Here is a 26,890-nt window from a genome sequence, read left to right as displayed (position 1 = left end):
CCCTGCCCGGTCCGGCACTTAATCTGTAGCTAACTGAGCGTAGCCTGATCGTACTTGAACGTAATCCGGTGCGCGCGGTTGACTTCAGGTTCATCCCCGTCGATGCGAGGCAAGCCCTTGACCGCTGACCTGCTCGCTCCCCTCGATCTGGCGTTCTGGAACATCGAGTCCGCCGACCACCCCATGCACCTCGGCGCGCTCGGCGTCTTCGAGGGCCGGTCGCCCACCGCCGGGGCGCATGCGGCCGACCTGCTCGCCGCCCGGGCAGCGGCCGTGCCCGGGCTGCGCATGCGCATCCGCGACGTGTGGCGCCCCCTGGACCTGCGGCGGCCGCTCGTGCACGGCCTGCGCCGACCGCTCCCGTTCGGCGGCGCGACCCGTGAACCGGACCCGCGCTTCGACCCGCTCGACCATGTCCGGCTGCACGCCCCCGTCACCGACTTCCACGCCGTGGCCGGCCGCCTCATGCAGCGGCCCCTGGAGCGCAACCGCCCGCCGTGGGAAGCCCATGTGCTGCCCGGCGAGGACGGCGTCCGCTTCGCGGTGCTGTTCAAGTTCCACCACGCCCTCGCCGACGGTCTGCATGCCCTCACCCTCGCCGCCGCCGTCCTGGACCCCGTCGACCTGCCCGAACGCCGACCCCGGCCCGCCGAGCCGTCCCGCGGGCTGCTGCCCGACGTGCGCAAGCTGCCGGGGAAGCTGCGCGGCGCCCTGTCCGACGTCGGACGCGCCCTCGACATCGGCGCCTGCGTCGCCCGCTCCACCCTGGCCACCCGGCCCACCCCCGCGCTCACCGCGGAACCCACCGGGACCCGCCGCACCGCCGGCGTCGTCCTCGATCTCGACGACGTGCACCTGATCCGCAAGGCCGTCGGCGGCACCGTCAACGACGTCCTGATCGCCCTGGTCGCCGGCGCCCTGCGCCGCTGGCTGGAGGAGCGCGGCGAACGCATCGACAAGGTCGCGCCGCGTGCCCTGATCCCGGTCGCCCGGCGCCGTCCGCGCACCGCCCACCCGCAGAGCAACCGGCTCTCCGGCTACCTGATGGAACTGCCCGTCGGCGTCGCCGACCCGGTGCGCCGCCTGACCGCCGTGCGCACCGCCATGGACCGCAACAAGGACGCCGGCCCCCACCGCGGCGCCGGCGCGGTCGCCCTGCTCGCCGACCACGTGCCCGCCCTGGGCTACCGGCTGGGCGGACCCCTCGTCGGCCAGGCCGCCCGCCTGTGGTTCGACATCCTGGTCACCAGCGTGCCGCTGCCCGGCTTCGGCCTGAGGCTCGGCGGTCACCCCCTCACCGAGGTCTACCCCTTCGCCCCGCTGGCCCGCGGCCAGTCCCTGGCCGTCGCCGTCTCCACCTACCGCGGCCGGGTCCACTACGGGCTCGTCGTCGACGGCAAGGCCGTCCCCGACCTGGCCCGGCTCGCCCACGCCTTCCACGAGGAGACCGAGACACTGATCACCGTCTGCGGCCCCTGAGCAGCCGGCGGGCACGGGCCCCGGGCCCACGCGCGTTTGGCGCGACGCCGTGGCGCTGCCGTAAAATTCCCCGCTCGACAGCGTGCGCGAAGGGAGCGCCGCGGCGACGAGCAGGGGAAACGGCAGCGCGATGACGGTGACAGACGACGGTTCGGCGGCCACGGACGAGGTGGCGTACGGGCCCGGCATCGATCCCGAGCGCCTCGCCGTGTGCCTGGACGTCATCAAGGAACTGGACCGGCTGGAGATCGACCACCCCGACGCCATCACCGTGCGCCGGGCGACCTCGCACCTGTACCGGATGGTCAAGCAGCGCCGCCGCCAGGAACGCCGCGCCGCCAAGACCGCGCACGACCGGGCGGTCACCGAGGCCACCGCGACCGGCTCCGCCCGGCGCATCGACGACGAGACCGCGGGGCTCCTGCCGTCCTCCCGGGTCGAGCCGGGGAAGATCGCGGGGATACTCCAGCGTCCCCGCTCCTGCTACATCTGCAAGACCCGCTACGTCGAGGTCGACTACTTCTACCACCAGCTGTGCCCGACGTGCGCCGCCGAGAACCACGCCAAGCGGGACGCCCGCACCGACCTGACCGGCCGGCGTGCCCTGCTCACCGGCGGCCGCGCCAAGATCGGCATGTACATCGCGCTCCGGCTGCTGCGCGACGGCGCCCACACCACGATCACCACGCGGTTCCCCAACGACGCCGTCCGCCGCTTCAAGGCCCAGCCCGACAGCGACGAGTGGATCCACCGGCTGAAGATCGTCGGCATCGATCTGCGCGACCCCGCCCAGGTGGTCGCCCTCGCCGACTCCGTCGCCGCCGAGGGCCCGCTCGACATCCTGATCAACAATGCCGCCCAGACCGTGCGGCGCTCCCCGCAGGCCTACAGCGAACTGGTCGCCGCCGAGTCGGCGCCGCTGCCCGCCGGTGAGCTGCCCGCGTCCGAGGTCATCGGCACCTTCAACTCCGGTGCGATCGCCGCGCTGCCGGGTGCCGCCTCCGGCGCGCTCAGCGCCCAGGACGTCACCGAGCTGGCCCTGGTGTCCGGTTCCGCCGCCCTGGAGCGGATCGAGGCCGGCACCGCCGTCGACGCCGGCGGCCTGGTGCCCGACCTGCACGACACGAACAGCTGGGTGCAGACGGTGGAGGAGGTCACGCCCGTGGAGCTGCTGGAGGTGCAGCTGTGCAACTCCACGGCGCCGTTCATCCTCATCAGCCGGCTGCGCGCGGCGATGGCCGCCTCCCCGGCCCGCCGCAAGTACATCGTGAACGTCTCCGCCATGGAGGGTGTCTTCGGGCGAGGCTACAAGGGCGCCGGCCATCCGCACACGAACATGGCCAAGGCCGCCCTGAACATGCTGACGCGCACCAGCGCCCAGGAGATGTTCGACAAGGACCGCATCCTGATGACGGCGGTCGACACCGGCTGGATCACCGACGAGCGTCCGCACCCGGACAAGGTGCGCCTCGCCGAGGCCGGGTTCCACGCACCGCTGGACCTGGTCGACGGCGCGGCCCGGGTGTACGACCCGATCGTGCGCGGCGAGGCCGGTGAGGACCTGTACGGCGTCTTCCTGAAGGACTACGCGCCCGGCAAGTGGTGACCGCCCGGCAGGGGACCGCACGCGTCGGCGCGGCTACAAAGGCGCCGGGTGCCCGCACACGAACATGGCCGCGGCGGGCCCGGGCGCGTGAGTCTGTGTGAGGTTCCGGGCCGCCCGGCAGCGGGTCGACCGTGCGGTCTGCGGCCCGGAACCGAGGCCGTGTCCGCCGAACGGGTGAAAGCGTGCCGCAACTGCGGTGACATTCAGGGTGGATCGACCCTTCTGTGCTGTTCCGACTCCAGATAGTTACCTACTCTTCGCAGCGCTATCGAGCGCGGCCGCGCTCATTTGGTTAATCTGGGGAGGACGGACAGCAGCGCAGGGTTCCCATCCACACCCGTGGTCCGTCCCGGGGAGAGCCGGTGCACAACGGCCTGTTCGCCCCAGTCGCCGGCGCCACCGCGTCCGACCAGCAGCCGATCCGACCCCCAACGGACGCCAGGCGCCGCGAAGACGACTGGCGGCGAGCGCCCCGAGGGTGACCGACACATGAGGAGTGCGCGGTGACACCGGAGAAGACGAAGCACGACCAGCGTCCCAAGGAGACCACTGAGCGCCCGGGCCGTCGGCCCGGTGAACTCGGCAGCCTCGACGTGTGGGCCCGCTCCGCCCCCATCCGTCTGGCAGGCTACGAGGACGATCTCGCCGAACCGCACATCCTGCAGAGCGTCGACTGACCCTGCGGAGGCACCCTCCGCAACCGGTGACGGCATGGGCGTGCCACACTCGCGCCCATGCCGAACGTGCTGATCAGACAGGCCACCGACGAGGACTGGCCGCGCATCTGGCCCATCTGGCACCGCATCGTGGCCGCCGCAGAGACCTACACCTGGGACCCGGACACCTCCGAGGAGGACGCCCGGGTTCTGTGGACGGGGCCCGGCAAGCGGGTCTTCGTCGCCGAGGACGACACCGGAGCGGTCCTCGGCACCGCGTATCTGAAGCCCAACTACGGTGGCCCCGCGGCCCGCATCGCCAACGCGGGCTTCATGGTGGACCCCGACCGCAGCGGCCGGGGCGTCGGCCGTGCCCTCGCCGAGCACGTCCTCGACACCGCGCGGGCCGACGGCTACCGCGCGATGGTCTTCAACGCCGTCGTGGAGACCAACCCGGCCGTGGCGCTGTGGACTTCGCTCGGTTTCCGGATCCTCGGCACGGTGCCGCGCGCCTACGACCATCCCCGTCACGGCCCGGTCGGCCTGCACATCATGTACAAGGACCTCGCATAGCCCCCTCGGCGCGGCGTCCGGGGCGGGCGCCGTCGCCACGTCAGGACAGGGACAGCAGGCCCGTCACCACGGCCGCCGCGGAGGCGAGGGCCAGCCAGGCCGGGGGGACCGCGGCCCGCACCGGGTCCCCGGCGCGGCGGTGGGCGACGACGGCGCCGACGAGCAGCGCCACCAGCCCGACGGCCGCCGCGATGCCGAGCGGCGCCCACAGCAGACCCGCCAACAGGCCCACCACGGCGGCCATCTCCAGGGCGCCGATGACGCGGAAGGCGTTCACCGAGTAGCCGAGACGGCGTGCGGCGGCCAGCGTCCACGGGGCGCGCAGAAGCTTGGCCGAGCCGGTGATGACGAAGAGCGCCGCCAGTCCGATGGACAGGCCGACGAAGGTGTAGTGCACGGCAACCGCCTCCTTCACGGAACGACGAAGATCACGGCGCGGAGGCGGTCGGGCCGCCGTCCACGGCGAGCACGGCCCCGACGGCGCGGATACGGCAGTTCGGGACCAGGGGCGTGCAGGTGTCGGCGGTCTCACGGGAAAGCCGCGGCCCGGCGGGACGCCGGCGCCGAGTGCGCCGAACGGCCCGCAGCGCCCGAGATCGGGCGACACCGGTGACGGAGCGCGCCGTCCGGTGAGCTGCGGTTTCCCCCGATGCACCCGGCGGGCCGGCCGGGCGTCACGGGCCACGACGGGCCCGGAGATCGCATTACAGAAGTGTCGATTTCCGTTATAAGGCTCCGTATGGCGGAAATCAAGGTTTCCGTTAAGATTCCCCGCATGGGAGACACGGAGGCTGCGACGAAACCCCGCGGACGCCCCTTCGATCCCGCCGTCGGCGAGGCCGCCCTGCGCGCCACCCGCACCCTGCTGGAGGAGCGGGGCTATGCGGGACTCCGGGTCGCCGATGTGGCGCGACGCGCCGGCGTCGGCCTGGGCGCCCTCTACCGTCGCTGGCCCGACAAGAACACGCTGGTGCTGGAGGCGCTGCGCGGCGCCGTCACGGACCTGGACGTGCCGCGGACCGACGACCCCATGGCCGATCTTCTGGCCGGGCTCGACGCGCTGGCCGAGGCCCTGGCGGAACGCGGCAAGCCGCTCCTGGCGTCCGTGCTCACCGACAGCGACCCCCAGCTGGCCGAGGCCGTACGGGAGGCGAAGCTGGTCCCGCTGCGTCAGGGGCACCGCGACCGGCTGCGCCGCGTCGTGGGGGACGTACCGGATTTGGAGCAACGCGCCGACGTCGGCCCCGCGCTGATCATCCTGCATCTGCTGCTGCACGCCCGCCCGCCCACCGCCCAGGAGATCCGCGACCGGATCGTTCCTCTCATGCTCGGCGAGCAGGCGGGGCAGCCCTCCCGCAGCGGCAGCTGACGCCGCGTCCGCGGCGGTCCCGCCGCATCTCCGGCGGGGCGTCACTCCGCCACAAGCACTCCGGGGCCGTCACGCCGGCCGGGCCGGACCCGTGCTCTCCCGTTCGGTCAGCCGCGGCACCGGCACCCGTACCGTGCGGGCCGGGCCGCCGTCCAGCAGGGCCGTCAGCTCGCGGGCGGCGGTGCGGCCGAACTCCGCACTGTCCCGGGACAGCGCCGACAGCCACGGCTTCACCATCCGGCACAGCGCCGAGTCCTCCCAGGACACCACCGACACATCCGCCGGCACGGAGAAACCCAGCTCCGTGGCGGCGGCGACACCGGCGAGGGCCATCACGTCGTTGTCGTAGATCAGGGCCGTCGGGGGAGCGGGGGAGGACAGCACCCGGCGGGTGACGGCGGCGCCCTCCGCGTCGGAGTAGTCGGTGGTCACCGATTCCACTCCGGTCAGCCCGCGCCGCTCGGCCTCGGCCCGCAGGGTGCGGATGCGGCGCTGGGTGTGGGCGAGACCGGCCAGGCCCGCGATGTGCGTGATGCGCCGGTGGCCGAGCCCGTACAGCCGCTCCACCACCGAGGCCATCGCGCCCGCGTCGTCCGCCCACACCGTGGACAGGTGCGGATGCCGCTCGTCGGGCGCGCCGCCGATCACCACGGCGGGCAGGTCCAGCTCGTCCAGCAGCGCCGGACGCGGGTCCTCGGTCCTCGGGTCCACCACGAGCACGCCGTCCACCCGGTGTTCGGCCCACCATCTGCGGTAGACCGCGCACTCGTCGGCGATGTCCTCCACCACCTGGAACAGCAGACCCAGGTGACGTTCCGCCAGCACCTCCTGGATGCCGGAGATGAGCTGGAGGAGGAACGAGTCCACCCCGAGGGTGTGCGCCGGCCGGGCCAGGACGAAACCGATCGTGGCCGCGCCCTCACCCGACAGCGCGCGAGCGGCCGTGCTGGGCCGCCAGCCCAGCTGCTCGGCGACCCGGCGCACCCGCTCGCGGGTGACCTCCGAGACGCCCGGCCGGCCGTTGAGGGCGAAGGAGACAGCGCTCTCGGAGACACCGGCGCGGCGCGCGATGTCCTTCATGGTCGGCCGGCGTGCCGGTGAGCGCTTGGCCGGCATGATCCCCCTTTCTCGGTGGCGATCGCTAAAGCGCTTGAGTGTCCCAACCCTAAAGCGCATTAGTCAGCTTGACAAGTGTTCCGGCTTACCGGTCTGACCTGCGTAGATGTGGATCCGCGGCCTTTCCTCCCGCGAATGCATTGACTTTTCTCTCGCACGGCGTGCATGGTCCTTTCCGACACCCCGCCGCCGACACCGCAAGGGAGCCGTGTCACCGTGCCCATGTCCCGCAGAACCCTCACCGCCCTCGCCCTCACCGCCTTCGTCCTGCCGCTGAGCGCCTGCGGTTCCGGGGGCGACGGCGGCGGCTCGGCAGACGCCTCCGGCAGGATCGAGGGCGACATCACCTTCCAGACCTGGAATCTGCGTGCCAACTACAAGGACTACTTCGAGGGCCTGATCGCGGACTTCGAGAAGAAGTACCCGGGCACCCATGTGAAGTGGGTGGACCAGCCGGCCGAGGGGTACGCCGACAAGATCAGCGCGGACGCGGCCGCCGGCACCCTGCCCGACGTGGTCAACGTCTCCCCGGACCTGCTCGCCCCGCTCGCCAAGGCGGGCCTGGCGACGGACCTGGACAAGACGGCGGCGCAGTACAAGAAGGAGTACCTGCCCGGCGCCTGGGACGGCCAGCGGATACCCGGCCTGCCCGGCACCTACGCCTTCCCCTGGTACCTGAACACCGGGCCGATGTTCTACAACAAGGCGCTGTTCGAAGAGGCCGGTCTCGACCCGGACGAGCCGCCGACGACCTACGACGAACTCTTCGCCGACGCCCTGCGGATGGCGAAGCAGAGCAACGGCAGGGTCGCCACCCTCGGCAACGTCCCCACCATCGAGGACTTCGGCCGCTACGGCGCCTCGCTGATGAACGAGGACGGCACGGCCTTCACCTTCAACGACGCCAAGGGTGTCGAACTGCTCACCAAGTACAAGCAGCTGTACGACGCCAAGGCCCTCGACCCGCAGGCCCTGACCGCCACCCCGGAGTCCACCGGCAAGAAGTTCCTCACCGGCGCCGTCGCCATGAATCCCGGCAGCGCGCTCGACCTGGAGAACTTCAAGAAGCAGGCGCCGAGCCTGTACAAGAACATCGGCATCACCGACCAGATCAGCAACACCGGCCACGTCAACATGTACGTGATGGGCCTGATGGTGAACGCCACCACCCGGCACACCCCGGCCGCGATCGCCTTCGCGCACTTCGTCACCGACGCCGAGAACCAGATGGCGTTCGCCAAGAAGGTCGCCATCTTCCCCTCCACCGCCGGCTCGCTCGACGACCCGTACTTCACGAAGGAGGACGGCACCGACGTCACCCGCGTCCGGGTCGCCGCCGCCAAGTCCTTGAAGACGGCCGTCAACTACACACCCGTCCTGTTCAGCGACCAGATGAAGACCGTCCTGCGCAACGAGGTCGCCAAGGCGCTGCAGGGCAAGGAGAGCCCCAAGGCGGCGCTCGACAACGCTGTCAAGGCCTGTGACCGGCTTCTGAAGCAGCAGGGATGACCCACCATGGCCCTCTCGACCGTCTCGCGGACGCACCCGCCGCGTCCGGCCGGGCGGCACACCGCACGCCCGGCCCGCCGGGTCCGCCGCCACCTGCCCACCAGCCCCTGGCTGTTCGCCGCCCCCGGACTGCTGGTCACCGCCGTCTTCGTGCTGTACCCGTTCGTCTCCACGGTGATCGACGCCTTCACCGACCGCCGCACCCTGGTGCCGGGACACTTCGTCGGGCTCGCCAACTTCCGTGAGCTGCTGCACGACGACATGTTCTGGACCGGCCTGCGCAACAGCGTCCTCTACGTCGCCGGCACCGTCCCGGCCCTCGTCGTGCTGCCGCTGCTGCTCGCCCTGCTGGTGCAGAAGAACATCCCCGGCATCACCTTCTTCCGGTCCGCCTTCTACACCCCGGTCGTCGCCTCGATCGTCGTGGTCGGACTGATCTGGGTGTGGCTGCTGGACGACCGCGGCCTGGTGAACTCGCTGCTCCAGACCGTCGGCGTGGGACGGATCGGCTTCCTCAGCGACCAGTGGCTGCTCCTGCTGAGCGCCATGGCCGTGACGGTCTGGAAGGGCCTGGGCTACTACATGATCATCTATCTCGCCGCCCTCGCCAACGTGCCGCGCGAGCTGCACGAGGCCGCCGCCGTGGACGGCGCGGGCCCCGTGCGCCGCTTCCTCACCGTCACCGTGCCCGCCGTCCGCTCCACCATGGTCCTGGTCGCCGCGTTGTCCTCGGTCGCCGCCTTCAAGGTGTTCTCCGAGGTGTACCTGCTGGCCGGACCCGACGGCGGACCGGCCGGTGAGGACACCACCCTGGTGATGCTGGTGCAGCGCACCGGCACCGGACTGACCGGCCGGGTCGGCTACGCCTCCGCCGTCTCCCTCGTCGTCTTCGCCGTCACCGTGGTCCTCATGCTGCTCGTCCTGCGTGCCGACCGCCGGGAGGACGTGTGAGCCGCACCGAGAACACCCCGCGCACCCCGGCGACGCCCGCGCGCCGGCCCCGCCTCACCGACGAGCACGGCCGCCGCATCCGTACCTGGGAACTCCTGCTGCGCTATGTGCTGCTGCTGGCCGTCCTCGCGCTGACCGTCGGCCCCTTCCTGTGGCAGCTGTCCACCTCGCTCAAGGGCCCCACCGAGGACATCTTCAGCTCCCCGCCGAGGTTCCTCCCGAGCCACCCCACCCTGCACAACTACGCACGGGTCGCCGACACCATCCCCGTGTGGGACTACGCCCTGAACTCGCTGAAGGTGGCCGCCGCCAACGTCGTCACCAACTGCGTCGGTTCCGCTCTCGCCGGCTACGCCCTGGCCCGGCCGCGCTACCGCGGACGGCGGGCCGCCACCCTGGTCTTCGTCCTGGCGATGCTGGTGCCCGCCGAGTCGATCATCATCGCCCAGTTCACCACCATGCGCGAACTCGGCCTGAACAACACGCTCGTCGGGGTCGTCCTGCCCGGCAGCGTCGCCGCCATGAACGTGCTGCTGATGCGCAACGCCTTCCGCAACCTGCCCTACGAGATCGAGGAGGCCGCCTGGGTCGACGGCGCCAACGTCTGGCAGCGCTTCCTCAGGATCGCCCTGCCGTCGGTCAAGGGCACCCTCGCCGTCGTCGCGATCTTCGCCTTCATGGGCGCCTGGGACGACTTCCTGTGGCCGCTCATCGTGCTCAGCGACCCGTCCGAGTTCACCCTGACCATCGGCCTGAACTACCTCCACGGCACCTTCGCGAACGACGAACGCCTCGTCGCCGCCGGAACGATCATCGCCGTCGCGCCGCTCATCGTCCTGTTCGCCTGCCTGCAGCGGTACTTCTTCCGCGGCGTGGGCGAAGGCGCCGTCAAGGGCTGACCCCCACCACCCGACACCGAGGACCTCGCCCATGCCTTCCACCGTGCGCTTCGGCGCCAACTACACCCCGAGCCACGGGTGGTTCCACCACTGGCTCGACTTCGACCTCGACGCCGTGCGCGCCGACCTCGACTCCATCGCCGCGCTCGGCCTGGACCACGTCCGGGTCTTCGCGCTGTGGCCGTACTTCCAGCCCGACCGCGCCCTGATCCGCCCCCGCGCCGTCGACCAGCTCGTGCAGCTCGTCGACGCCGCCGCCGAACGCGGCCTCGACGTCAACGTCGACGGCCTGCAAGGACACCTGTCCAGCTTCGACTACCTGCCCGCCTGGACCCGCACCTGGCACCGGCGCAACCTGTTCACCGACCCGGAGATCCTCGACGGGCAGGCCGCCTATCTGCACACCCTCGCCGCCGCCCTCGCCGACCGGCCCAACTTCCTCGGCATGACCCTCGGCAACGAGATCAACCAGTTCTCCGCCGGCCCCCACCCCGACCCCGACCGGGCCACCTCCGACCAGATCGACGCCTGGCTGGAGCGCATGCTCGCCGCCTGCGAGCAGGGCGCACCCGGCCGGACACACCTGCACGCCGAGTACGACGCCACCTGGTACCAGGACGACATGCCGTTCACCCCCGCCCAGGCCGCCCGCCACGGCGCCCTGACCGCCGTGCACTCCTGGGTGTTCAACGGCACCGCCCAGCGCCACGGACGCGCCTCCGTGCCCACCGAGCACCACGCCGCCTACCTGATCGAGCTGAGCAAGGCCTGGGCGGACGACCCGCACCGCCCCGTCTGGCTGCAGGAGGTCGGCGCCCCCGCACCCCTGATCCCCGCCGAGCACGCCCCCGCGTTCGCCTCGGCCACCGTCGCGGCCGCCCTGGACTGCCCGGACCTGTGGGGCATCACCTGGTGGTGTTCCCACGACGTCTCCCGCGACCTGGCCGACTTCCCCGAGCTGGAGTACACCCTCGGCCTGCTCACCAACGACCGCCGCCCCAAGGACATCGCGCACACCCTGGCCGCCCTGGCCCGCGACCACACCTACGACCCGGCCCCGCGCACCACGGCCCTCGTCGTCCCCGCCGACCCGGCATCCCGTTCCCGCTGTGCGCCCGGCGGCGACGTCTTCGAGGCGTTCTTCCGGCTGACCGCCGACGGCGCCCGCCCCACCACCGTCCTCGACACCCGGGCCGACGACCCCGGCCACCTCGCCGCCCGCGGCCTCACCGACGTCGTCACCCCCGACCAGGTACTCGGCACACCGTCAGGAGGCACCCGCGCGTGAAACCCACCCGCCGCACCGTCCTGCGCGCCGGCACCGCGGCCGCGCTGCTGCCCGCCCTGACCACCCGCCCGGCCACCGCCGCCCCGAGAGCGACGGCCGCCCTCCAGCCGTACGCCTCCTACTGGTTCCCCGACTCCCTGCCCGACGGCGATCCCGCACCCGGCGTCACCTGGCGGTCGCTGGCGTCCTGGAGCCCGGACACCGACCCCGACCTCCCCTTCAACGCCGCCACGGTCCCCCTCGCCCGCCGCTTCACCCCCACCCCGGTCAACCCCACCGCCCGCGCCGGACAGGCCCGCATCCAGGCCCTGGTCTCCTTCGCCCCCACCTCCGGCAACCCCTCCCAGGGCGCCCCCACCGCCGACTTCTACGCCCTGACCCACTGGGCCTACCTCGACGAGCTGGTGTTCTGGGGCGGCTCCTCGGGCGAGGGCCTCGTCCTCGCCCCGAACGCGCCCGTCGTGGACGCCGCGCACCGGCACGGCGTCCCCGTCCTCGGCACCGTCTTCCTGCCGCCCGCCGCCTACGGCGGACAGCTGCGGTGGACGTGGGACCTGGTGCGGCAGGACGCCTCCGGGCACCACCCGCTCGCCGCGCAACTGGTCGCCGTGGCGACCGCGTACGGCTTCGACGGCTGGTTCGTCAACGCCGAGACCGGCGGCGGCGACAGCGCCCTCGGCGCCGCCATGCTGAGCTTCGTGCGCGAGCTGCGCCGGCTCGCCGCCGCCCGCGGACAGCGGGTGACCTGGTACGACGCGATGACCGTGAACGGAACGGTCGGCTGGCAGGGCGCCCTGGACGAGCACAACCAGGCGCTGTTCGAGGCCGCCGACGACATGTTCGTCGACTTCCGCTGGACCGCGGACACGCTCGCCTCCTCCGGGGACCTGGCCGAACGCCTGGGCCGCAGCCGCTACGAGCTGTGGGCCGGCGTCGACGTGGAGTCCGGCGGCTGGAACACCCCCGTGGACTGGGACGCGATCGTGCCCGCCGACCGTCCGCACACCACCTCCATCGGCCTGTACCGGCCCGAGTGGACCCGCAGTCATCTGCCCGACGGCCACACCCCCGAGGAGTTCCACGCCGCCGACGACCGGTTCTGGACCGGCCGCTCCCTCGACCCCTCCCGCCCGGACACGAGCGACGGCTGGCGGGCGCCCGCGGTGTCGGTGGCGGACCGGTCCACGGTCACCGCACTGCCGTTCGCCACCGTGTTCAACACCGGGCACGGCCTGCGCTGGTACGAGCAAGGCGAGGTCACCTCCGACAGCCCGTGGCACCACCTCGGCCTGCAGGACCGGATGCCCTCGCGCCGCTGGACGGTTCGCACCGACGGTGCGCGGCCCGCGGTCGGTTTCGACTTCGCCGACGCCTGGCACGGCGGCAGCAGCCTCCTCGTGGCCGGCGCCCTCGACCGGCCGGCCGAGGTGGACCTGTACGCGCCCCGGCTGCCGGTCGGCCCGGACACCGTGGTCGAACTGACCCACCGCACGGACGCGGGCGCCGTCCGCGTCGAGCTGGCCGTGGCCACCGCCGAGCCCGCGGCGGCCGGGGCGGCACCGCCCTACACGTATCTGCCGGTGCCGGCCGTCACCGGGGACGGCTGGCACACCTCCACCGTCCGCCTCGCGGACCTGGCGGGAGCGACCGTGCACGCCCTCGGGATCCGGCTCACCGCCACCGGCGACGGCACACCGGTGCGCTGGCGGCTCGGGGGCCTCGCCGTCCACGACCGCCCCACCCGCCCGGCCGCCCCCACCGGGCTGCGGGTCACCGCCGCCGACGGCGGTGATCTGCGGCTCGCCTGGAACCGGGCACCGGGCGCCGTACGCCACTACACCCTGCACCGGGTGCTGCCCGACGGCACCCGCCGCTTCCTCGGCGGCACCTGCCAGCGCGCGTTCTTCGTCACCGGCCTGACACCCGCACCGGGCGAGCGGGGCGTACGGTTCGAAGTCCGCGCGGTGGGGGAGTCGTACACCTCGTCGGCCCCCGCGGCCGTCACCCACCCCTGGTGACCGACCACCGACCTGAACCACCGTCCCGACCTGCTGACGCACCACCTACGGAGCACCCCGCATGCATGACGACCGCCGCCTGGTCGAAGCCCGCCTCAAGCGCGTCCTCGACGAGCGCATCCGTCCCGCCGTATATCCCGCATCCGTCCCGCTCGAGGTCGCGGTGTGGCACGCGCCCGGCGAACCCGTGCCGGTGGCCGAAGGGCTGGCCGCCGCACCGGAACCGATCGAGGTGGGAGCCCGCTGGGGCGCCCCCTGGGGCACCAGCTGGTTCCGGGTGACCGGCACCGTGCCGAAGGAGTGGGCCGGCAGGACCGTGGAGGCCCTGCTCGACCTCGGTTTCGACGAGAACATGCCCGGCTTCCAGTGCGAGGGCCTCGTCTACCGCCCCGACGGCACACCCGTGAAGGGCCTCAACCCGCGCAACCAGTGGGTGCGGATCGGGTCGCCCGTCGCCGGCGGGGAGGAGGTGCGCCTGCACATCGAGGCCGCCTCCAACCCCGTCATCCTCGACTACCACCCCTTCCTGCCCACCCGGCTCGGCGACAAGGAGACCGCCGGCAGCGAGCCCCAGTACACGCTCACCCGCATGGATCTCGCGGTGTTCGACGAGACCGTGTGGCAGCTGGTGATGGACCTGGAGGTGCTCGGCGAGCTGATGGCCGAGCTGCCCGCCGACTCCCCGCGCCGCCACGAGATCCTGCGCGCGGTGGACCGGGCCCTGGACGCCGTGGACCTGCAGGACGTGAACGGCACCGCCGCGCGGGCGCGTTCCTGCCTCACCCGGGTGCTGGCCGCACCCGCCGAGCCCTCCGCCCACCGCATCAGCGCCGTCGGACACGCGCACATCGACTCCGCCTGGCTGTGGCCGCTGCGGGAGACGGTGCGCAAGGTGGCCAGGACCGCCTCGAACATGACCGCGCTGCTGGAGGACGAACCGGAGTTCGTCTTCGCCATGTCGCAGGCGCAGCAGTGGGCATGGATCAAGGAGCACCGGCCCGAGGTGTGGACGAAGGTGAAGAAGGCCGTCGCGGACGGTCGGTTCGTCCCGGCCGGCGGGATGTGGGTGGAGTCCGACACCAACATGCCCGGCTCGGAGGCGATGGCCCGGCAGTTCGTGCACGGCAAACGCTTCTTCCTCGACGAGTTCGGCATCGAGAACGACGAGGCCTGGCTGCCGGACACCTTCGGTTTCGCCGCCGGCCTGCCGCAGATCATCAAAGCGGCCGGCTCCAAGCGGCTGCTCACCCAGAAGATCTCCTGGTCGCAGACCAACACCTTCCCCCACCACACATTCCTGTGGGAAGGCATCGACGGCACCCGGATCTTCACGCACTTCCCGCCCGTCGACACCTACAACTGCTCCATGAAGGGCAGCGAGATCGCCCACGCGGTCCGCAACTTCAAGGACAAGGGCGTCGCCCGGCACTCCCTGGCACCCACCGGCTGGGGCGACGGCGGCGGCGGCACCACCCGCGAGATGGTCGCCAAGGCCGCCCGGCTGCGCGACCTGGAGGGCTCCGCACGGGTGGCGTGGGAGACCCCGGCCGCGTTCTTCGACAAGGCCGAGGCGGAATACCCCGAGCCGTCGGTGTGGGTGGGCGAGCTGTACCTGGAGCTGCACCGCGCCACCCTGACCAGCCAGGCCCAGACCAAGCAGGGCAACCGGCGCAGCGAACACCTGCTGCGCGAGGCCGAACTGTGGGCGGCCACGGCCGCCGTGCGCACCGGCTTCCCCTACCCGTACCAGGAACTGGACCGCATCTGGAAGACCGTGCTGCTGCACCAGTTCCACGACATCCTGCCCGGCTCCTCCATCGCCTGGGTGCACCGCGAGGCCAGGGCGACCTACCGGCGCATCGCCGAGGAGCTGAACGGGATCATCGAGGCCGCCCAGCGGGCGCTCGCCGGCGAGGGCACCACACCGCTGCTGTTCAACGCGGCCCCGCACCAGCGGTCGGGTGTGCCGGCCGGCGGCGCGGCCACCCCGCGCACCGAGGGCACCACGACGCTGACCGCGCGCGAGGGCGGCGGGCACGTCCTCGACAACGGCCTGCTGCGCGTCGAGATCGACGACCGCGGCCTGGTGGTCTCCGCCTACGACCTGAAGGCCGACCGCGAGACCATCGCCCCCGGCCGGGCCGCCAACCTCCTCCAGCTGCACCAGGACTTCCCCAACCAGTGGGACGCCTGGGACGTCGACGCGTTCTACCGTCACACGGTCACCGACCTCACCGACGCCGAGTCCGTCACCCCCGGCGAGGACGGCGCCTCGGTGCGGGTCGTCAGGGCCTTCGGCGCCTCCCGGGTCACCCAGGTGCTCACCCTGCCGGCGGGCGAGCGGCGGCTGGTGCTGGACACCGAGGTCGACTGGCACGAGACGGAGAAGTTCCTCAAGCTGGCCTTCCCGCTGGACGTGCACGCCGAACGATACGCCTCCGAAACCCAGTTCGGGCACGTGTTCCGGCCCACCCACACCAACACCTCCTGGGAGGCGGCCAAGTTCGAGGCGTGCAACCACCGCTTCGTGCACCTGGAGGAGCCCGGCTGGGGCGTGGCCGTGGTCAACGACTCCACCTACGGCCACGACGTGACACGGACCGTCCGCACCGACGGCGACCGCGGCACCACCACGACCGTGCGGGTGTCCCTGCTGCGCGCCCCGCGGTTCCCCGACCCCGAGACCGACCAGGGCGTCCACCGCTTCCGGCACGCCCTGGTGCCGGGCGCGGGCATCGGCGACGCGGTGCGCGAGGGATGGCGGATCAACCTGCCCGAGCGGCACACCACCGGCGCGGGCGAGGTGGCGCCGCTGGTCGCCGTCGACCACGACGCCGTCGTCGTCACCGCCGTCAAACTCGCCGACGACGGCAGCGGCGACGTGGTGGTCCGCTTCCACGAGGCCCACGGCGGGCGGGTCCGCGCGACACTGACCGCCGGCTTCGACGTCGCCGACGTCACGGTGACCGATCTGCTGGAGCGTCCCCTCGCCGACGCGCCGGCACCGTCCCGCGACGGCGACCGGATCGCTCTCGCCCTGCGGCCGTTCGAGCTGACGACCCTGCGGCTGCGGCGCGCCTGACAGGCGCCCTGCGGCACGGGTGCGGCCGTTCGGCGCCGGGGACGGACGGCAGGCGGCGGCACGCCGCCCCTGCCGACCGGTGCCGCGGCCGTACCCCGCCGGGCCCTGCGACGGCCGGCGTGCCCCCGGTTGGGCCGTATGGGGGAGTACCGCGCAGGTTTACCGGCGTGTCCTACTTCGGGAGGAGGCGCCGTCCGGCGGAGATTACCTACCTTTTAAGTGTTCATGACCGCGCCGTACGTCGCCGGGGGGCGGCGGACGGTCTGCAGACCACAGGGGGAACCACATGAGACGTACGCGCTGGACGTCCGCGTCCGTCGTCGCCGCGAGCGCCGCCGCGCTGTTCGCCACCGGGATGGTGATGGCGCCGACCGCCTCCGCGGACGCCTTCCGCTGCGGATCCTTCGGCAGCGACCCGCAGGCCTGGTGCGCCTACGTGCAGAAGGCACCCAGCGGGCTGAAGGTCCACACCAAGCCCAGCACCAGCTCCACCACCCTGTACGTCCTGCCCAACGGGACGAAGGTGGAGGTGGACTGCTGGACGACCGGCACCTCCGTCAACGGCTACAACATCTGGGCCGGCCTCTACACGGCGTCGGGCCCCCGCTACGTCAGCGACTACTACCTGAGCACCGGGCGCGTCCAGAACTACGTGCCCCGCTGCTGACCCGCGCCGGCCGGGCCACGAGACGCGCCGTGGCCCGGCCTCCCGCAGCGTCCGACCGGGCTGCGCACCGGCCCGGTCAGACGCTGCGGGAGGCCTCCTCCAGCCGGACCGGCGGCAGAAAGTCCCGTACGTAGGTGCGATGCCAGCAGGCGCCGGTCCGCCGCAGCTCCCGCCAGGTGGTGTAGCGGTAGCGGAACAGACGGGCGCGCACCCAGCGCGGTGGCCGCTCCGGCGGGAACGGGGAGCGCCGCAGCAGCCGCAACGTGGCACGATCACCCTCCAACAGGCGTTCGATCAGCACGCCGAACCAGGCACCCGCGTACGCCGGGGACAGCGCGACGAACCACATCAGCCAGTCCAGCCGCAGATGGTAGGGCGCGAACTGGCGAGGCCAGCGCCGGGGATCACCCGGCTTGCCGCGGAACTCGTACGCCCGCCAGTCGGCGTCCTCACCCGGGCTGTCGTCCCAGGTGCCCTCGACGACCACCTCGTAGCGCACCCGGCTGACGCTGCCGAAGGCACCGTAGGTGTTCACCAGGTGCAGCGGGTCGAAGGAGCGGTTCATCACCTGGCGGCGGGAGACCAGGTTCAGCACCGGCCGACAGCTGAGGACTACGATCAGCAGCGCGACCGCCGACACCACCACCACGTACCACAGCGGTGCCGGAGCCGCGGACGACGCGGGCCCGGGGAAGCGCACCGCCGACAGCGCGAGCACGACGGTGAGCCAGTTCAGCCAGGCGAAGTTCCCCGACAGCACCAGCCACAGCTGGGTGAGGATCATCAGTGAGGCCGCGGCCGTGGCGACGGGCTGCGGCGTGAACAGCAGGAACGGCACGACGAGCTGGGTGACGTGGTTGGCGGCCACCTCGACCTTGTGCAGCGGGCCCGGCAGACGGTGGAAGAACCAGCTCAGCGGCCCCGGCATCGGCTGGGTCTCGTGGTGGTGGTGCAGGCAGGTCAGCTTCCGCCAGCACGCGTCCCCGCGGATCTTGATCAGGCCCGCGCCGAACTCCACCCGGAACAGGATCCAGCGCAGCGGGAACAGCACCAGCACCGGCGGCGCCACCTCGTCGTTGCCGAGGAACACGGCGAGAAACCCGGTCTCCAGCAGCAGCGACTCCCAGCCGAAGCCGTACCAGGTCTGCCCGACGTTGACGATCGACAGGTACAGCGCCCAGGGCACCAGCCACAGCAGCAGGGAGCCCCACAGCGGCAGCAGGTCGTGCAGCCCGGCCAGCAGCGCCGCCGACACCGCGCACCCGCCCCAGGCGACCGCCGCGAAGAAACGGTCCGAGCAGTGCAGGTGGAACAGGCTCGGCGCCCGCCGGAACGGCACCCGCCGCACGAACCGGGCGGCCGGCAGCATCCCCCGCTCTCCCAGCAGCGCCCGGAACTGCAGGGCCGCCGTCAGGAACGCCACCAGATACAGTGCGGCCAGCCCCCGCTGGAAGACCAGCCGGCTCATCGCGTAATCGGGCACGGTGAACCAGTCCACGGACCTCCGGCTACCCGGCTGTCCACTCGAAGAATCGGGCAAACCCTGGCAAGGTGGCCCCATGGCCGAACAGGGGGCGGCACGCGCTCGGGCACTCCCGGAGGGCCGGCCCGCCCACCCCGATCCGATCCTCGCGCTCAACGGCATGGGCAGCTTCGACTGGGACCTGGACACCGGTCTGCTCACCATGGACGCCCAGGCCCACCGGATCTTCGACCTCACCCCGCAGGAGTACGACGGCCGCCCCGAGAGCCTGGCCGCCCGCGTCCCCGGCAGCGAGAGCACCCGCCTGGACGCCCTGGTCGCCCAGGCCGTGAAGGGCACCAGCGAGCACTACGGCACCTACCTGCGCATACGCCGCCGTGACGGCTCCCTGACCTGGATCCGTGCCCAGGGACACATCGCCCGTGACGCCGACGGCCGCCCCCGCAGGATCCTCGGCATCGTCCGCGACGCCACCGACGAACTCGACGACAGCGCGAGTCTGCGCGAGCGGGCCGTGCGCCGCGAACAGACCAACGTCGTGCAGTCGACCACCGCCGCCCTCGCCCACGCGCGCACCGTGCAGGACGTCATCGACATCGTCCGCGACACCCACGGCCTGACCCGCTTCGGCTCCACCAGCCTGATCCTCGGACTGGTGGAGGCCGGCCGCATCCGGCTGGTCGCCGAGGGCCCCGAGGGCGCCTCGGTGCCCGGCACCCGCCTCACCCGCATCGACGAGCCGTACCCGATGAGCGAGGCGGTGCGCACCCTCAGCCCGTGCTTCATCGAGTCACCGGAGGAGTTCGCCGCACGCTACCCCGTGCTGTGGCCGCACCTCGCGGACCTGGACATCACCTCGGCCGCCTATCTGCCGCTGATCGCCCAGGCCCGCCCGATCGGTGCCATGGGCCTGCTCTACAGCGACCGACGCGGCTTCCCCCCCGAGGAACGCGACATCCTCGTCGCCCTGGGCAGCAGCATCGCGCAGAGCCTGCAGCGGGCCGTGCTCTACGAGCAGGACAAGGACCTCGCGCGGAGCCTGCAGCGGGCCATGCTGCCGCGCACCATCCCCGGCCTGCCCGGCGCCGACGTCGCCGTGCGCTACCGCTCCGGATACGACGGCGGCACATCCGGCCGGGACGTCGGCGGCGACTGGTACGACCTGGTGCCGTTGCCCGGCGGCGGATCCGGCACCCGGGTCGGCGCCGTCATCGGCGACGTCCAGGGCCACGACACGCACGCCGCCACCGTCATGGGCCAGCTGCGCATCGTGCTGCGCGCCTACGCCGCAGAGGGCCACACCCCGGCCACCGTGATGGCCCGCGCCTCCGTCTTCCTGCACGAACTCGACACCGACCGCTTCGCGACCTGCCTGTACGCCGAGGCCGACCTGTCCACCGGCGTCGTGCAGATGGTCCGCGCCGGGCACATCGACCCGCTGGTGCGCGACGACGCCGGCTGCCGCCGTGTCGCCGTCGACGGCGGCCTGCCGCTCGGGCTGTCCGCGGAGTTCGGCGGCCTGAACTATCCGGTGTGCACCATGGAGCTGGACCCCGGGCAGACGCTGATCCTGTGCACCGACGGCCTGGTCGAGCGGCCCGGCGCCGATCTCGACGACGGCGTGTCCTCGGTGTGCGCGTCCGTGGCGTCCGGCCCCGACGACGTCGAGGCGCTCGCGGACGAGCTGATCGGCATGTCCGAGCTGCGCGGCGGGGACGACGACGTGGCCCTGCTGATCCTGCGCCGCCGCGCCCTGGCCGAGCGGCAGCCCGTGGCACTGGTCCGGCAGCACGTGCCCCCGAACGACCCCGAGGCGCTGGTCCTGGCCCGTCACGCGATCCGCGCCGGGGCCCGTTCCCTGGGCGCCGGCATGCGCGCCGACGACATCGAACTCGTCGCCGATGAACTGATCACCAACGCTCTCCAGCACACCGAGGGACCCGCCGTGGTCACCCTGCGGATGCTCAGCGGGCCCGGCCGGCGGCTGCGGGTGGAGGTCGAGGACCCCTCCAGCGCCCTGCCGCGCCGCCGTGCGGACCGACCGGCGGGGGAGCAGGGCGTGTCCGGGCGCGGCCTGCTGCTGGTGGACCACCTCGCCGACGGCTGGGGCGTGCAGGCGCGGGGCAGCGGCAAGTGCCTGTGGAGCGAGTTCGTGGTGCCCGAGCCCGGGTGAGGCGCCCGGAGCCCGAGCAGCCGCGTCGGACCGCAGGTGCCCGGCCCGCCGCGCGGTCCCCGGAGCGCGAGGGACCGCTCGGAGTGCGAGGGACCGCTCGGGGTGCGAGGGACCGCTCGGAGCGCGAGGGAGCGCCGCCCGCGCGCCGCCCGGCACTGCCGGTGCCCGGTGGCACCCTGGAGGCATGCCGGAGCTGCCCGAGGTGGAAGCGCTCAAGGACTTCCTGAGCGAGAACCTGACCGGACAGGAGATCGTGCGGGTGCTGCCCGTCGCGGTCAGCGTCCTGAAGACCTACGACCCGCCCGTCACCGCGCTCGAGGGCCGCGGCGTGAGCGCGGTGCACCGGTACGGCAAGTTCCTGGACCTGGCCACCGACGGCGGCCCCCGTCTGGTGGTCCACCTCGCCCGGGCGGGCTGGCTGCAGTGGCGGGACCGGCTGCCCGACGGCGTGCCCCGCCCGGGCCGGGGCCCGCTGGCGCTGCGCGTCGCCCTGGCGACCGGCGCGGGGTTCGACCTGACCGAGGCCGGCACCCAGAGGCGTCTGGCGGTGTACGTCGTGCACGACCCGCAGGAGGTCCCGGGCGTGGCCCGCCTCGGCCCCGACCCGCTGGCCGCCGACTTCGACGCCGAGCGCCTGGCCGGCCTGCTGTCCGGGCAGCGCCGGCAGCTCAAGGGGGCGCTGCGCGACCAGAGCCTGATCGCGGGCGTGGGCAACGCCTACAGCGACGAGATCCTGCACGCGGCGCGCATGTCCCCGTTCAAGCCGACGGCCTCCCTGACGCGCGACGAGGTCGAACGGCTGTACACGGCGCTGCGCGGCACGCTCACCGAGGCGGTCGAACGGGCCCGCGGGGTGGCGGCGGGCCGGCTGAAGGCGGAGAAGAAGAGCGGTCTGAGGGTGCACGGCCGCACCGGCGAGCCCTGCCCGGTGTGCGGCGACACCATCCGTGAGGTGTCGTTCAGCGACTCCTCGCTGCAGTACTGCCCGACCTGCCAGACGGGCGGCAGACCGCTGGCGGACCGCAGACTGTCACGCCTGCTGAAGTGACGGTGGGGCCCGGGCGGCGGCCGTGACGCGGGACCGTCCGCCCGGACCGTCACTCCGTCCCGCCCAGGAGCCGTCCAGGCGGGGCGCCTCGTCGTACCGGCGCGGTCCGCGGCACGACGCGCTGCGGGACGCGACCGGCAGGAACCGCACGTCGCCGATCACCGCGAAGGCCGACGCGAGCCGCCGCAGCACGGTCGGGTTCCCGCCCCGCAGCGCAGCCCCGATCCGGTCCGTCCGCCGGTCAGGTCATGGCTCCGGAGCGCGTCCGGGCGCGGTCACGACCGGCTCCCGGCCGCCGCGAGGCCGGCCCCCGGCAGGGCCCGGCAGCCGTCCGTCCGCGGCGATCGCGGGCGGCGCTCAGCGCGGGACGAGTGCGAGCAGGCGTCGGCCGGCGGCGGTGCGCACCTCGAAGCGGGCGATCTGGGCGGGGTGCAGGGCCGTGGCACCCGTGACGCCGAGGGGCCGGGTGCCGTGCGCGGGCACCCGCCAGCCGGCCACCGTCTGCCGGGAGCCGTCGCGGCCCACCGCGACCAGTCGGCACGTGTACGGTCCCGCCGTGTCGCGCAGCCGCAGGCGCACCTCGCTGCCCCAGCGTGCGGGGGCGGCCCGGACCTCGGCCCGCAGGCCCCCTCCGGCACCGTGCGCCGTGACGACCACGGCCCGGCTGTGGTGCCCGGCGACGGCGCCCGCGGGTGCGCCCACGGCGAGCACCACGGCTGCGCCCAGGCCGTACAGCGCCCGGCGCCGCCCGGCCTTCCGGTGCCGCGTCACCTCCGCCGCCAGGCGCTCCAGCAGCGGGGGACCGGGCCGGGTCACCGGGTCGACCCCGTGCGGTGTGGCCCGGCGGTAGAGCAGCAGCTGCCGGGTGGTGGGCCGGAACCCGGTCACGGCGGCCGCGCAGCGGGGACAACGCCCGAGGTGGTCCTCGAAGCGGAAGGTGTCCGCCGCGTCCAGCAGGCCGAGTGCGTACGCGCCGGCGTCGTGATGCCGTTCCAGGGACCTCATGCCGCGTCCTCGTCAGGGGTGGGGGTGCCTTCTGCACCCACCGGTACGCAGTGCGGGATCGGATCACTCAGGGCGGCGCCCAGGACAGACGGCGCCCACGAGGAGACGGTGACCGCAAGGAGGTGACCGCGAAGAGGAGCCTGTGGAACAGAGGGACGGCTAGAACAGGTGGATGGCGAGATGCCCCAGCGGAAGCCCCAGCTGCCAGGCCGGCGTCCAGACCTTCGGGCCGTCGTCCTCGTCCGCCGTGCCGGCGTGGCCCGGCACCGCGTCCAGGTCGGCCGCCAGCAGCTCGGTCTCCTCCAGCCACCGCCAGGCGGCCCGGGCGAGCGCCAGATCCGGCGAGCGGACGCCGCTCGCCTCCGCGTCGGCCGTGAGGCTGTCCAGCCGCTCGCGCACCCAGTCCTGCCACCCCTGGTCGTACGCGGTCAGGGAGAGCCAGGTCGGCAACCGGGAGACCATCTGAAGACCCGACAGCTCCTCGCCGGTGCCGGACAGGAAGACGGTCAGTGCCAGCGCGTCCCGGCCCGCGCGGTACTCCACGGACGACGGCGGCATCAGATCGCCGGTGCGCAGCAGCTCGTCGGCGATGTACTCGGCGCAGAACCAGGCCATGGGAACGGCCGGTTCGCCACCGTCCCCGTCGCCGGTGCTCTCGTGACCTCTGTGCAGCATCCCTTTCTGCCTTCCTCCGGTGCGTGCGCGCGCACCCGGTCCCGGCTCCCGGGACGGGTCCCCCCGGCACACGGACGAGAACAGCCGATTACTCGACGGCCCTTCGCGGCAAGGCGCTTTGCCAGGACTTTGCCGTGCGGCTGGTTTCATCGCACGTCGGGCGCGTAGCCCGGGAGCACGCGGCGCAGCGCGCGCAGCGCGTAGTACGCGCGGGACTTCACGGTACCGGGCGGAATGCCCAGGGTTTCGGCGGCTTCCGCCACACTGGCACCGTGGAAGTACACCAGCACCAGGACGTCACGGTGCTGCGGTGTGAGGGTCTGCACAGCGCGGCGCACATCGAGCGTCGCGGCGGACCGCTCGGCGTGGTCGGCGATCACCCGGGCGCTCTCCAGGGCCGCGTCGCCGACCTCCGGCGGGCGGGCCTGCCGGGCCCGGCGCGCGTCGATGGCGAGCCGGCGCGCCACCGTCAGCAGCCAGGGTCTGACGGAGGAGAAGGAGTCGGCGCGCAGAGCCTCGGGATGCTGCCAGGCCCGCACGAGGGTCTCCTGGAGCAGATCCTCGGCGCGCTGCCGGTCGCCGTCGCACAGGCGGAGCAGCAGGGCGAACAGCGGGCGGCCGTGCTCGCGCTGCAGGGCGGCGAGTTCGTCTTCCGCGGTGGTGGTCGAGCTGGGCAGTACGGTTCCGGCCGTCATGGCTGTATGGCAGCGCAGCGGGCCGCCGCAGGGACAGGGTGCGCACGCCGCTGTGCGACGGACGGTCGATGGTGAACGGTGAACGGTGCGACGAACGGTTCCGGACCCGCTGCGGACCCGGTGCCTCACCCGGCCGGGTCAACGGCGGCGCCGGGTCCGTTTGCGACGGCGGCCGACTTCGTACCCATGCATCTGACGGATCTTGTCTGTCGATATGACCGCTCGGGCGCTCGATCGCAGTGGGGTGAACCGATGTTCGCACGCAGACACCTGGTGTCCCTGGTCCTCACCGGCCTGCTCGCCGCGGCCGCCGCCTGCCAGGCCGCGCACCGTGAACAGCAGCACACCGCCCCCGCACCGTCGTCGCCGGCCACGGTCCGGCCGGGAGCGGCACCGGCAGGTGTGCACCGGGAGGCGGAGCCTCCGGCACCGCAGCGGGCGGCAGCGGACCCGGCACCGCGGCGGGTGGACACCGGTCTCTCCGGCGCAGCCTGACGCCCCGCCGGGTCAGTCGCCCTTCCGCTCCTGCCGGGCCAGCACCGACCGCTTGTACGAGTAGCCGAAGTAGATCACGCACCCGATGAGGAACCACACGGCGAACCGCACCCATGTCTGCCACCGCAGGAACGTGATCAGCCACAGGGAGAAGACCACGCCCAGCGCGGGCACGAACGGCATCAACGGCGTGCGGAAACTCCGCGGCAGGTCCGGCTGCCGGTAGCGCAGCACGATCACCGCCGTGCACACCACCACGAAAGCCAGCAGAATGCCGATGTTGGTCAGCTCGGCCGCCTCCCCGATCGGCAGGAACCCCGCGATGAGCGCCGAGGCCACCCCGACGATCGAGGTGACCCGCGTCGGCACGTGCCGCGTGGGATGCGTCTTGGCGAACCACCTCGGCAGCAGCCCGTCCCGCGACATGGCGAACCACACCCGGGTCACGCCCAGCATGAAGGTGAACATCACGGTGAGGATGCCGATGATCGCACCCACCGCGATCACGTCCGCCAGCCGGTCCAGCCCCACCGACTTGAACGCGGTCGAGAACCCGCTCTCCTTGTCGATGTCCTGGTACTTCTGCATCCCGGTCAGCACCAGGCAGGCCGCCGCGTAGAGCACCATCGCGATCGCCAGCGAGTACACGATCGCCTTCGGCATGTGCCGCTGTGCGTCCTTGGACTCCTCGGCCGCCGTCGACATCGCGTCGTAGCCGAAGACGGCGAAGAACACGGTGGCCGCGCCGGTGAACGCCCCGCCCACCCCGTAGGGGAAGAACGGGTGGTAGTGGGCGGTGTCGATGTGGAACACACCCACCCCGATCACCACCAGCACCAGCAGGACCTTCAGGGCCACCACCGCCGTCTCGAACCGGGCCGCGTTGCGGATGCCCAAATTCAGCAGCCAGGCGATCAGCAGACAGAGCAGCGCCGCGAACAGATCCACCGTGTGCCCGGACCCGGTCCCCGGCGCGCCCAGCATCCAAGCGGGCAGGTGCGCGCCCATGTCCTCGATCAGGAAGCCGAAGTACCCGGAGATGCCGATCGCCACCACCGCGACGATCGCCGTGTACTCCAGCAGCAGGTCCCAGCCGATGAACCAGCCCGCGAACTCGCCGAGCACCGCATAGCCGTAGGTGTAGGCCGAACCCGCCTTCGGGATCAGCCCCGCGAACTCCGCGTACGACAGCGCGGCGGCGGCACTGGCCACCCCCGCGATCAGGAACGACACGAGCACGGCCGGGCCCGCGGTGCCGTTGGCCACCGTGCCGGCGAGCGTGAAGATGCCCGCGCCGATGATGCCGCCCACACCGATCGCCGTGAGTTGCCACAACCCGAGCGACCGCTCCAGCCGTGGCCCCTCGGCGGCTTCCGTCTCCTCGATGTGCTCGATGGGCTTCCGGCGGAGAATGCCCTCACCCATGCGGAGCCCGGCCATGCGCCTCACCTCTTCGCCGACGGCAACGGCTGACGGCGGATCATCATGACCCACCGTCACCGGGGACGGAAGACACCACGCACGCCCGGCTCCGCACCGGCCGCCACGAACCCACGGCCGCCCGGCCCCGGCGGCAGCGGCTACGGCACCACCGTCACCGGCCAGCGCCCCGACTTCACCAGGCGGACCGCCACCGAGCCGATGATCCGGTGGCCGGCCCGCTCCGAGGCACCCACCACCACCGCGTCCGCCGTCAGCTCGCAGGCGGCCTGCACCAACCCGTTGTACGGGTCGCCCTGGAAGGTGTGGAACTCCCAGCGGACGTCGAAGATGCCCTTCACCCGCTCGGCGGCCTGCCGGACGTACCGCACCAGCTCCTCGGCGATCTCGTCGGTCGTCCCGGCCACCGGGGCACCGAGCGCCGCGCCCGCCGCCATGACCGGCTGGACGTACACCAGCGCCAGCAGAGCACCCTGCCGCCGTGCCAGGCCGGCCGCGTAGGCGGCGGCCCGCATGGAGGAGTCCGAGCCGTCCACACCGGCCACGATGACCTTCGGCCCGTCGGTTCCCCGCTCGAACCGGTGCTCCTGCCGCTCGTGCTCCTGGTGCTGTTCCGTCACACTCGCGAGGCTATCGAAACACCGGCGCGGCGCCACCCCCCGG

The 26,890-nt window shown here is 72.7% G+C and carries 23 protein-coding genes and 1 pseudogene; 15 read left to right on the top strand and 9 right to left on the bottom strand.

What is annotated here, in order from left to right:
• Nucleotides 1–117 precede the first annotated feature (117 nt).
• The 4 genes from OG899_RS02040 to OG899_RS02025 all read left to right on the top strand — a co-directional run bounded on the left by OG899_RS02040 (nucleotide 118) and on the right by OG899_RS02025 (nucleotide 4,314).
• Complete coding sequence (locus tag OG899_RS02040; protein WP_125500485.1) at nucleotides 118–1,479, top strand: wax ester/triacylglycerol synthase family O-acyltransferase; 1,362 nt, start codon at nucleotides 118–120, stop codon at nucleotides 1,477–1,479.
• Nucleotides 1,480–1,609: 130 nt separating this feature from the next.
• Nucleotides 1,610–3,085: an SDR family NAD(P)-dependent oxidoreductase gene (locus OG899_RS02035; protein WP_125500484.1), complete on the top strand. Its 1,476-nt coding sequence runs from the start codon at nucleotides 1,610–1,612 to the stop codon at nucleotides 3,083–3,085.
• A 503-nt stretch (nucleotides 3,086–3,588) separates the two neighbouring features.
• Nucleotides 3,589–3,762 (top strand): hypothetical protein, encoded by a 174-nt coding sequence (locus OG899_RS02030; RefSeq protein WP_125500483.1) that lies wholly within the window; start codon nucleotides 3,589–3,591, stop codon nucleotides 3,760–3,762.
• Between the two features lie 66 nt (nucleotides 3,763–3,828).
• Nucleotides 3,829–4,314: a GNAT family N-acetyltransferase gene (locus OG899_RS02025; RefSeq protein WP_125500488.1), complete on the top strand. Its 486-nt coding sequence runs from the start codon at nucleotides 3,829–3,831 to the stop codon at nucleotides 4,312–4,314.
• A 40-nt stretch (nucleotides 4,315–4,354) separates the two neighbouring features.
• On the opposite strand, the gene OG899_RS02020 is transcribed toward OG899_RS02025, so the two are convergent.
• Nucleotides 4,355–4,711 carry a DoxX family protein gene (locus tag OG899_RS02020; RefSeq protein WP_168130952.1) on the bottom strand — a complete coding sequence of 119 codons (357 nt, stop codon included), beginning with the start codon at nucleotides 4,709–4,711 and terminating at the stop codon, nucleotides 4,355–4,357.
• Nucleotides 4,712–5,089: 378 nt separating this feature from the next.
• On the opposite strand from OG899_RS02020, the gene OG899_RS02015 reads away from it, so the two are divergent.
• Nucleotides 5,090–5,683: a TetR/AcrR family transcriptional regulator gene (locus OG899_RS02015; RefSeq protein WP_168130953.1), complete on the top strand. Its 594-nt coding sequence runs from the start codon at nucleotides 5,090–5,092 to the stop codon at nucleotides 5,681–5,683.
• 69 nt (nucleotides 5,684–5,752) lie between these two features.
• Here OG899_RS02015 and OG899_RS02010 read toward each other — a convergent pair whose 3' ends face one another.
• Nucleotides 5,753–6,799, bottom strand: coding sequence for a LacI family DNA-binding transcriptional regulator (locus OG899_RS02010; RefSeq protein WP_125500480.1), 1,047 nt, complete (start codon nucleotides 6,797–6,799; stop codon nucleotides 5,753–5,755).
• Between the two features lie 216 nt (nucleotides 6,800–7,015).
• Between OG899_RS02010 and OG899_RS02005 the strand changes: the two genes are divergently transcribed.
• From OG899_RS02005 to OG899_RS01975, 7 genes are all read left to right on the top strand, one after another.
• Nucleotides 7,016–8,308: an ABC transporter substrate-binding protein gene (locus OG899_RS02005; RefSeq protein WP_189343409.1), complete on the top strand. Its 1,293-nt coding sequence runs from the start codon at nucleotides 7,016–7,018 to the stop codon at nucleotides 8,306–8,308.
• Between the two features lie 6 nt (nucleotides 8,309–8,314).
• Entirely contained in the window at nucleotides 8,315–9,259 is a 945-nt protein-coding gene (locus tag OG899_RS02000; protein ID WP_125500478.1) for a carbohydrate ABC transporter permease, read from the top strand.
• The gene (locus OG899_RS01995; protein WP_125500477.1) at nucleotides 9,256–10,158 is read left to right on the top strand and encodes a carbohydrate ABC transporter permease; all 903 of its coding nucleotides are present in this window, start codon (nucleotides 9,256–9,258) and stop codon (nucleotides 10,156–10,158) included. Before OG899_RS02000 ends, OG899_RS01995 begins: the two co-directional genes overlap by 4 nt.
• A gap of 31 nt (nucleotides 10,159–10,189) precedes the next feature.
• The gene (locus OG899_RS01990) at nucleotides 10,190–11,446 is read left to right on the top strand and encodes a cellulase family glycosylhydrolase (RefSeq protein ID WP_125500476.1); all 1,257 of its coding nucleotides are present in this window, start codon (nucleotides 10,190–10,192) and stop codon (nucleotides 11,444–11,446) included.
• Nucleotides 11,443–13,464: an endo-beta-N-acetylglucosaminidase gene (locus OG899_RS01985; RefSeq protein ID WP_168130955.1), complete on the top strand. Its 2,022-nt coding sequence runs from the start codon at nucleotides 11,443–11,445 to the stop codon at nucleotides 13,462–13,464. Before OG899_RS01990 ends, OG899_RS01985 begins: the two co-directional genes overlap by 4 nt.
• Before the next feature lie 61 nt (nucleotides 13,465–13,525).
• Nucleotides 13,526–16,546 (top strand): glycoside hydrolase family 38 C-terminal domain-containing protein, encoded by a 3,021-nt coding sequence (locus tag OG899_RS01980; RefSeq protein ID WP_168130956.1) that lies wholly within the window; start codon nucleotides 13,526–13,528, stop codon nucleotides 16,544–16,546.
• Between the two features lie 286 nt (nucleotides 16,547–16,832).
• Nucleotides 16,833–17,213: an SH3 domain-containing protein gene (locus tag OG899_RS01975; protein WP_125500318.1), complete on the top strand. Its 381-nt coding sequence runs from the start codon at nucleotides 16,833–16,835 to the stop codon at nucleotides 17,211–17,213.
• A gap of 76 nt (nucleotides 17,214–17,289) precedes the next feature.
• Here the strand turns inward: OG899_RS01975 and OG899_RS01970 are convergent, their stop codons facing one another.
• Entirely contained in the window at nucleotides 17,290–18,711 is a 1,422-nt protein-coding gene (locus OG899_RS01970; protein WP_168130957.1) for a lipase maturation factor family protein, read from the bottom strand.
• Nucleotides 18,712–18,772: 61 nt separating this feature from the next.
• Here OG899_RS01970 and OG899_RS01965 point away from each other — a divergent pair, with 61 nt between their 5' ends.
• Together OG899_RS01965 and OG899_RS01960 are read left to right on the top strand one after the other, a co-directional pair.
• Complete coding sequence (locus OG899_RS01965) at nucleotides 18,773–20,869, top strand: SpoIIE family protein phosphatase (protein WP_189427679.1); 2,097 nt, start codon at nucleotides 18,773–18,775, stop codon at nucleotides 20,867–20,869.
• 184 nt (nucleotides 20,870–21,053) lie between these two features.
• A complete protein-coding gene (locus OG899_RS01960) occupies nucleotides 21,054–21,917 on the top strand; it encodes an Fpg/Nei family DNA glycosylase (protein WP_168130958.1) in 864 nt (287 codons plus the stop codon).
• Nucleotides 21,918–22,052: 135 nt separating this feature from the next.
• On the opposite strand, the pseudogene OG899_RS01955 reads toward OG899_RS01960, so the two are convergent.
• The 4 genes and pseudogenes from OG899_RS01955 to OG899_RS01940 form a co-directional block, all read right to left on the bottom strand.
• A pseudogene (locus OG899_RS01955) lies at nucleotides 22,053–22,142 on the bottom strand (diadenosine tetraphosphate hydrolase); the annotation flags it as partial.
• Nucleotides 22,143–22,274: 132 nt separating this feature from the next.
• Nucleotides 22,275–22,922 carry a zf-HC2 domain-containing protein gene (locus tag OG899_RS01950; protein ID WP_168130959.1) on the bottom strand — a complete coding sequence of 216 codons (648 nt, stop codon included), beginning with the start codon at nucleotides 22,920–22,922 and terminating at the stop codon, nucleotides 22,275–22,277.
• 159 nt (nucleotides 22,923–23,081) lie between these two features.
• Nucleotides 23,082–23,597, bottom strand: a complete 516-nt coding sequence (locus OG899_RS01945) for a hypothetical protein (protein ID WP_125500323.1) — start codon at nucleotides 23,595–23,597, stop codon at nucleotides 23,082–23,084.
• A 146-nt stretch (nucleotides 23,598–23,743) separates the two neighbouring features.
• Nucleotides 23,744–24,292, bottom strand: coding sequence for a sigma-70 family RNA polymerase sigma factor (locus tag OG899_RS01940; protein WP_125500324.1), 549 nt, complete (start codon nucleotides 24,290–24,292; stop codon nucleotides 23,744–23,746).
• Nucleotides 24,293–24,544: 252 nt separating this feature from the next.
• Here OG899_RS01940 and OG899_RS01935 point away from each other — a divergent pair, with 252 nt between their 5' ends.
• Nucleotides 24,545–24,787: a hypothetical protein gene (locus OG899_RS01935; protein ID WP_125500325.1), complete on the top strand. Its 243-nt coding sequence runs from the start codon at nucleotides 24,545–24,547 to the stop codon at nucleotides 24,785–24,787.
• A gap of 12 nt (nucleotides 24,788–24,799) precedes the next feature.
• Here the strand turns inward: OG899_RS01935 and OG899_RS01930 are convergent, their stop codons facing one another.
• Nucleotides 24,800–26,227, bottom strand: a complete 1,428-nt coding sequence (locus tag OG899_RS01930; protein ID WP_168130960.1) for an amino acid permease — start codon at nucleotides 26,225–26,227, stop codon at nucleotides 24,800–24,802.
• Nucleotides 26,228–26,367: 140 nt separating this feature from the next.
• Nucleotides 26,368–26,847: a universal stress protein gene (locus OG899_RS01925; RefSeq protein ID WP_125500327.1), complete on the bottom strand. Its 480-nt coding sequence runs from the start codon at nucleotides 26,845–26,847 to the stop codon at nucleotides 26,368–26,370.
• Between the last annotated feature and the right edge of the window lie 43 nt (nucleotides 26,848–26,890).

This window comes from Streptomyces thermoviolaceus (assembly GCF_045209695.1).
In the GTDB taxonomy this organism is placed as follows: Bacteria; Actinomycetota; Actinomycetes; order Streptomycetales; family Streptomycetaceae; genus Streptomyces; species Streptomyces thermoviolaceus.
Note: the sequence above shows the minus strand (reverse complement) of the source record. Positions and strands in the feature narration are given on the sequence as shown.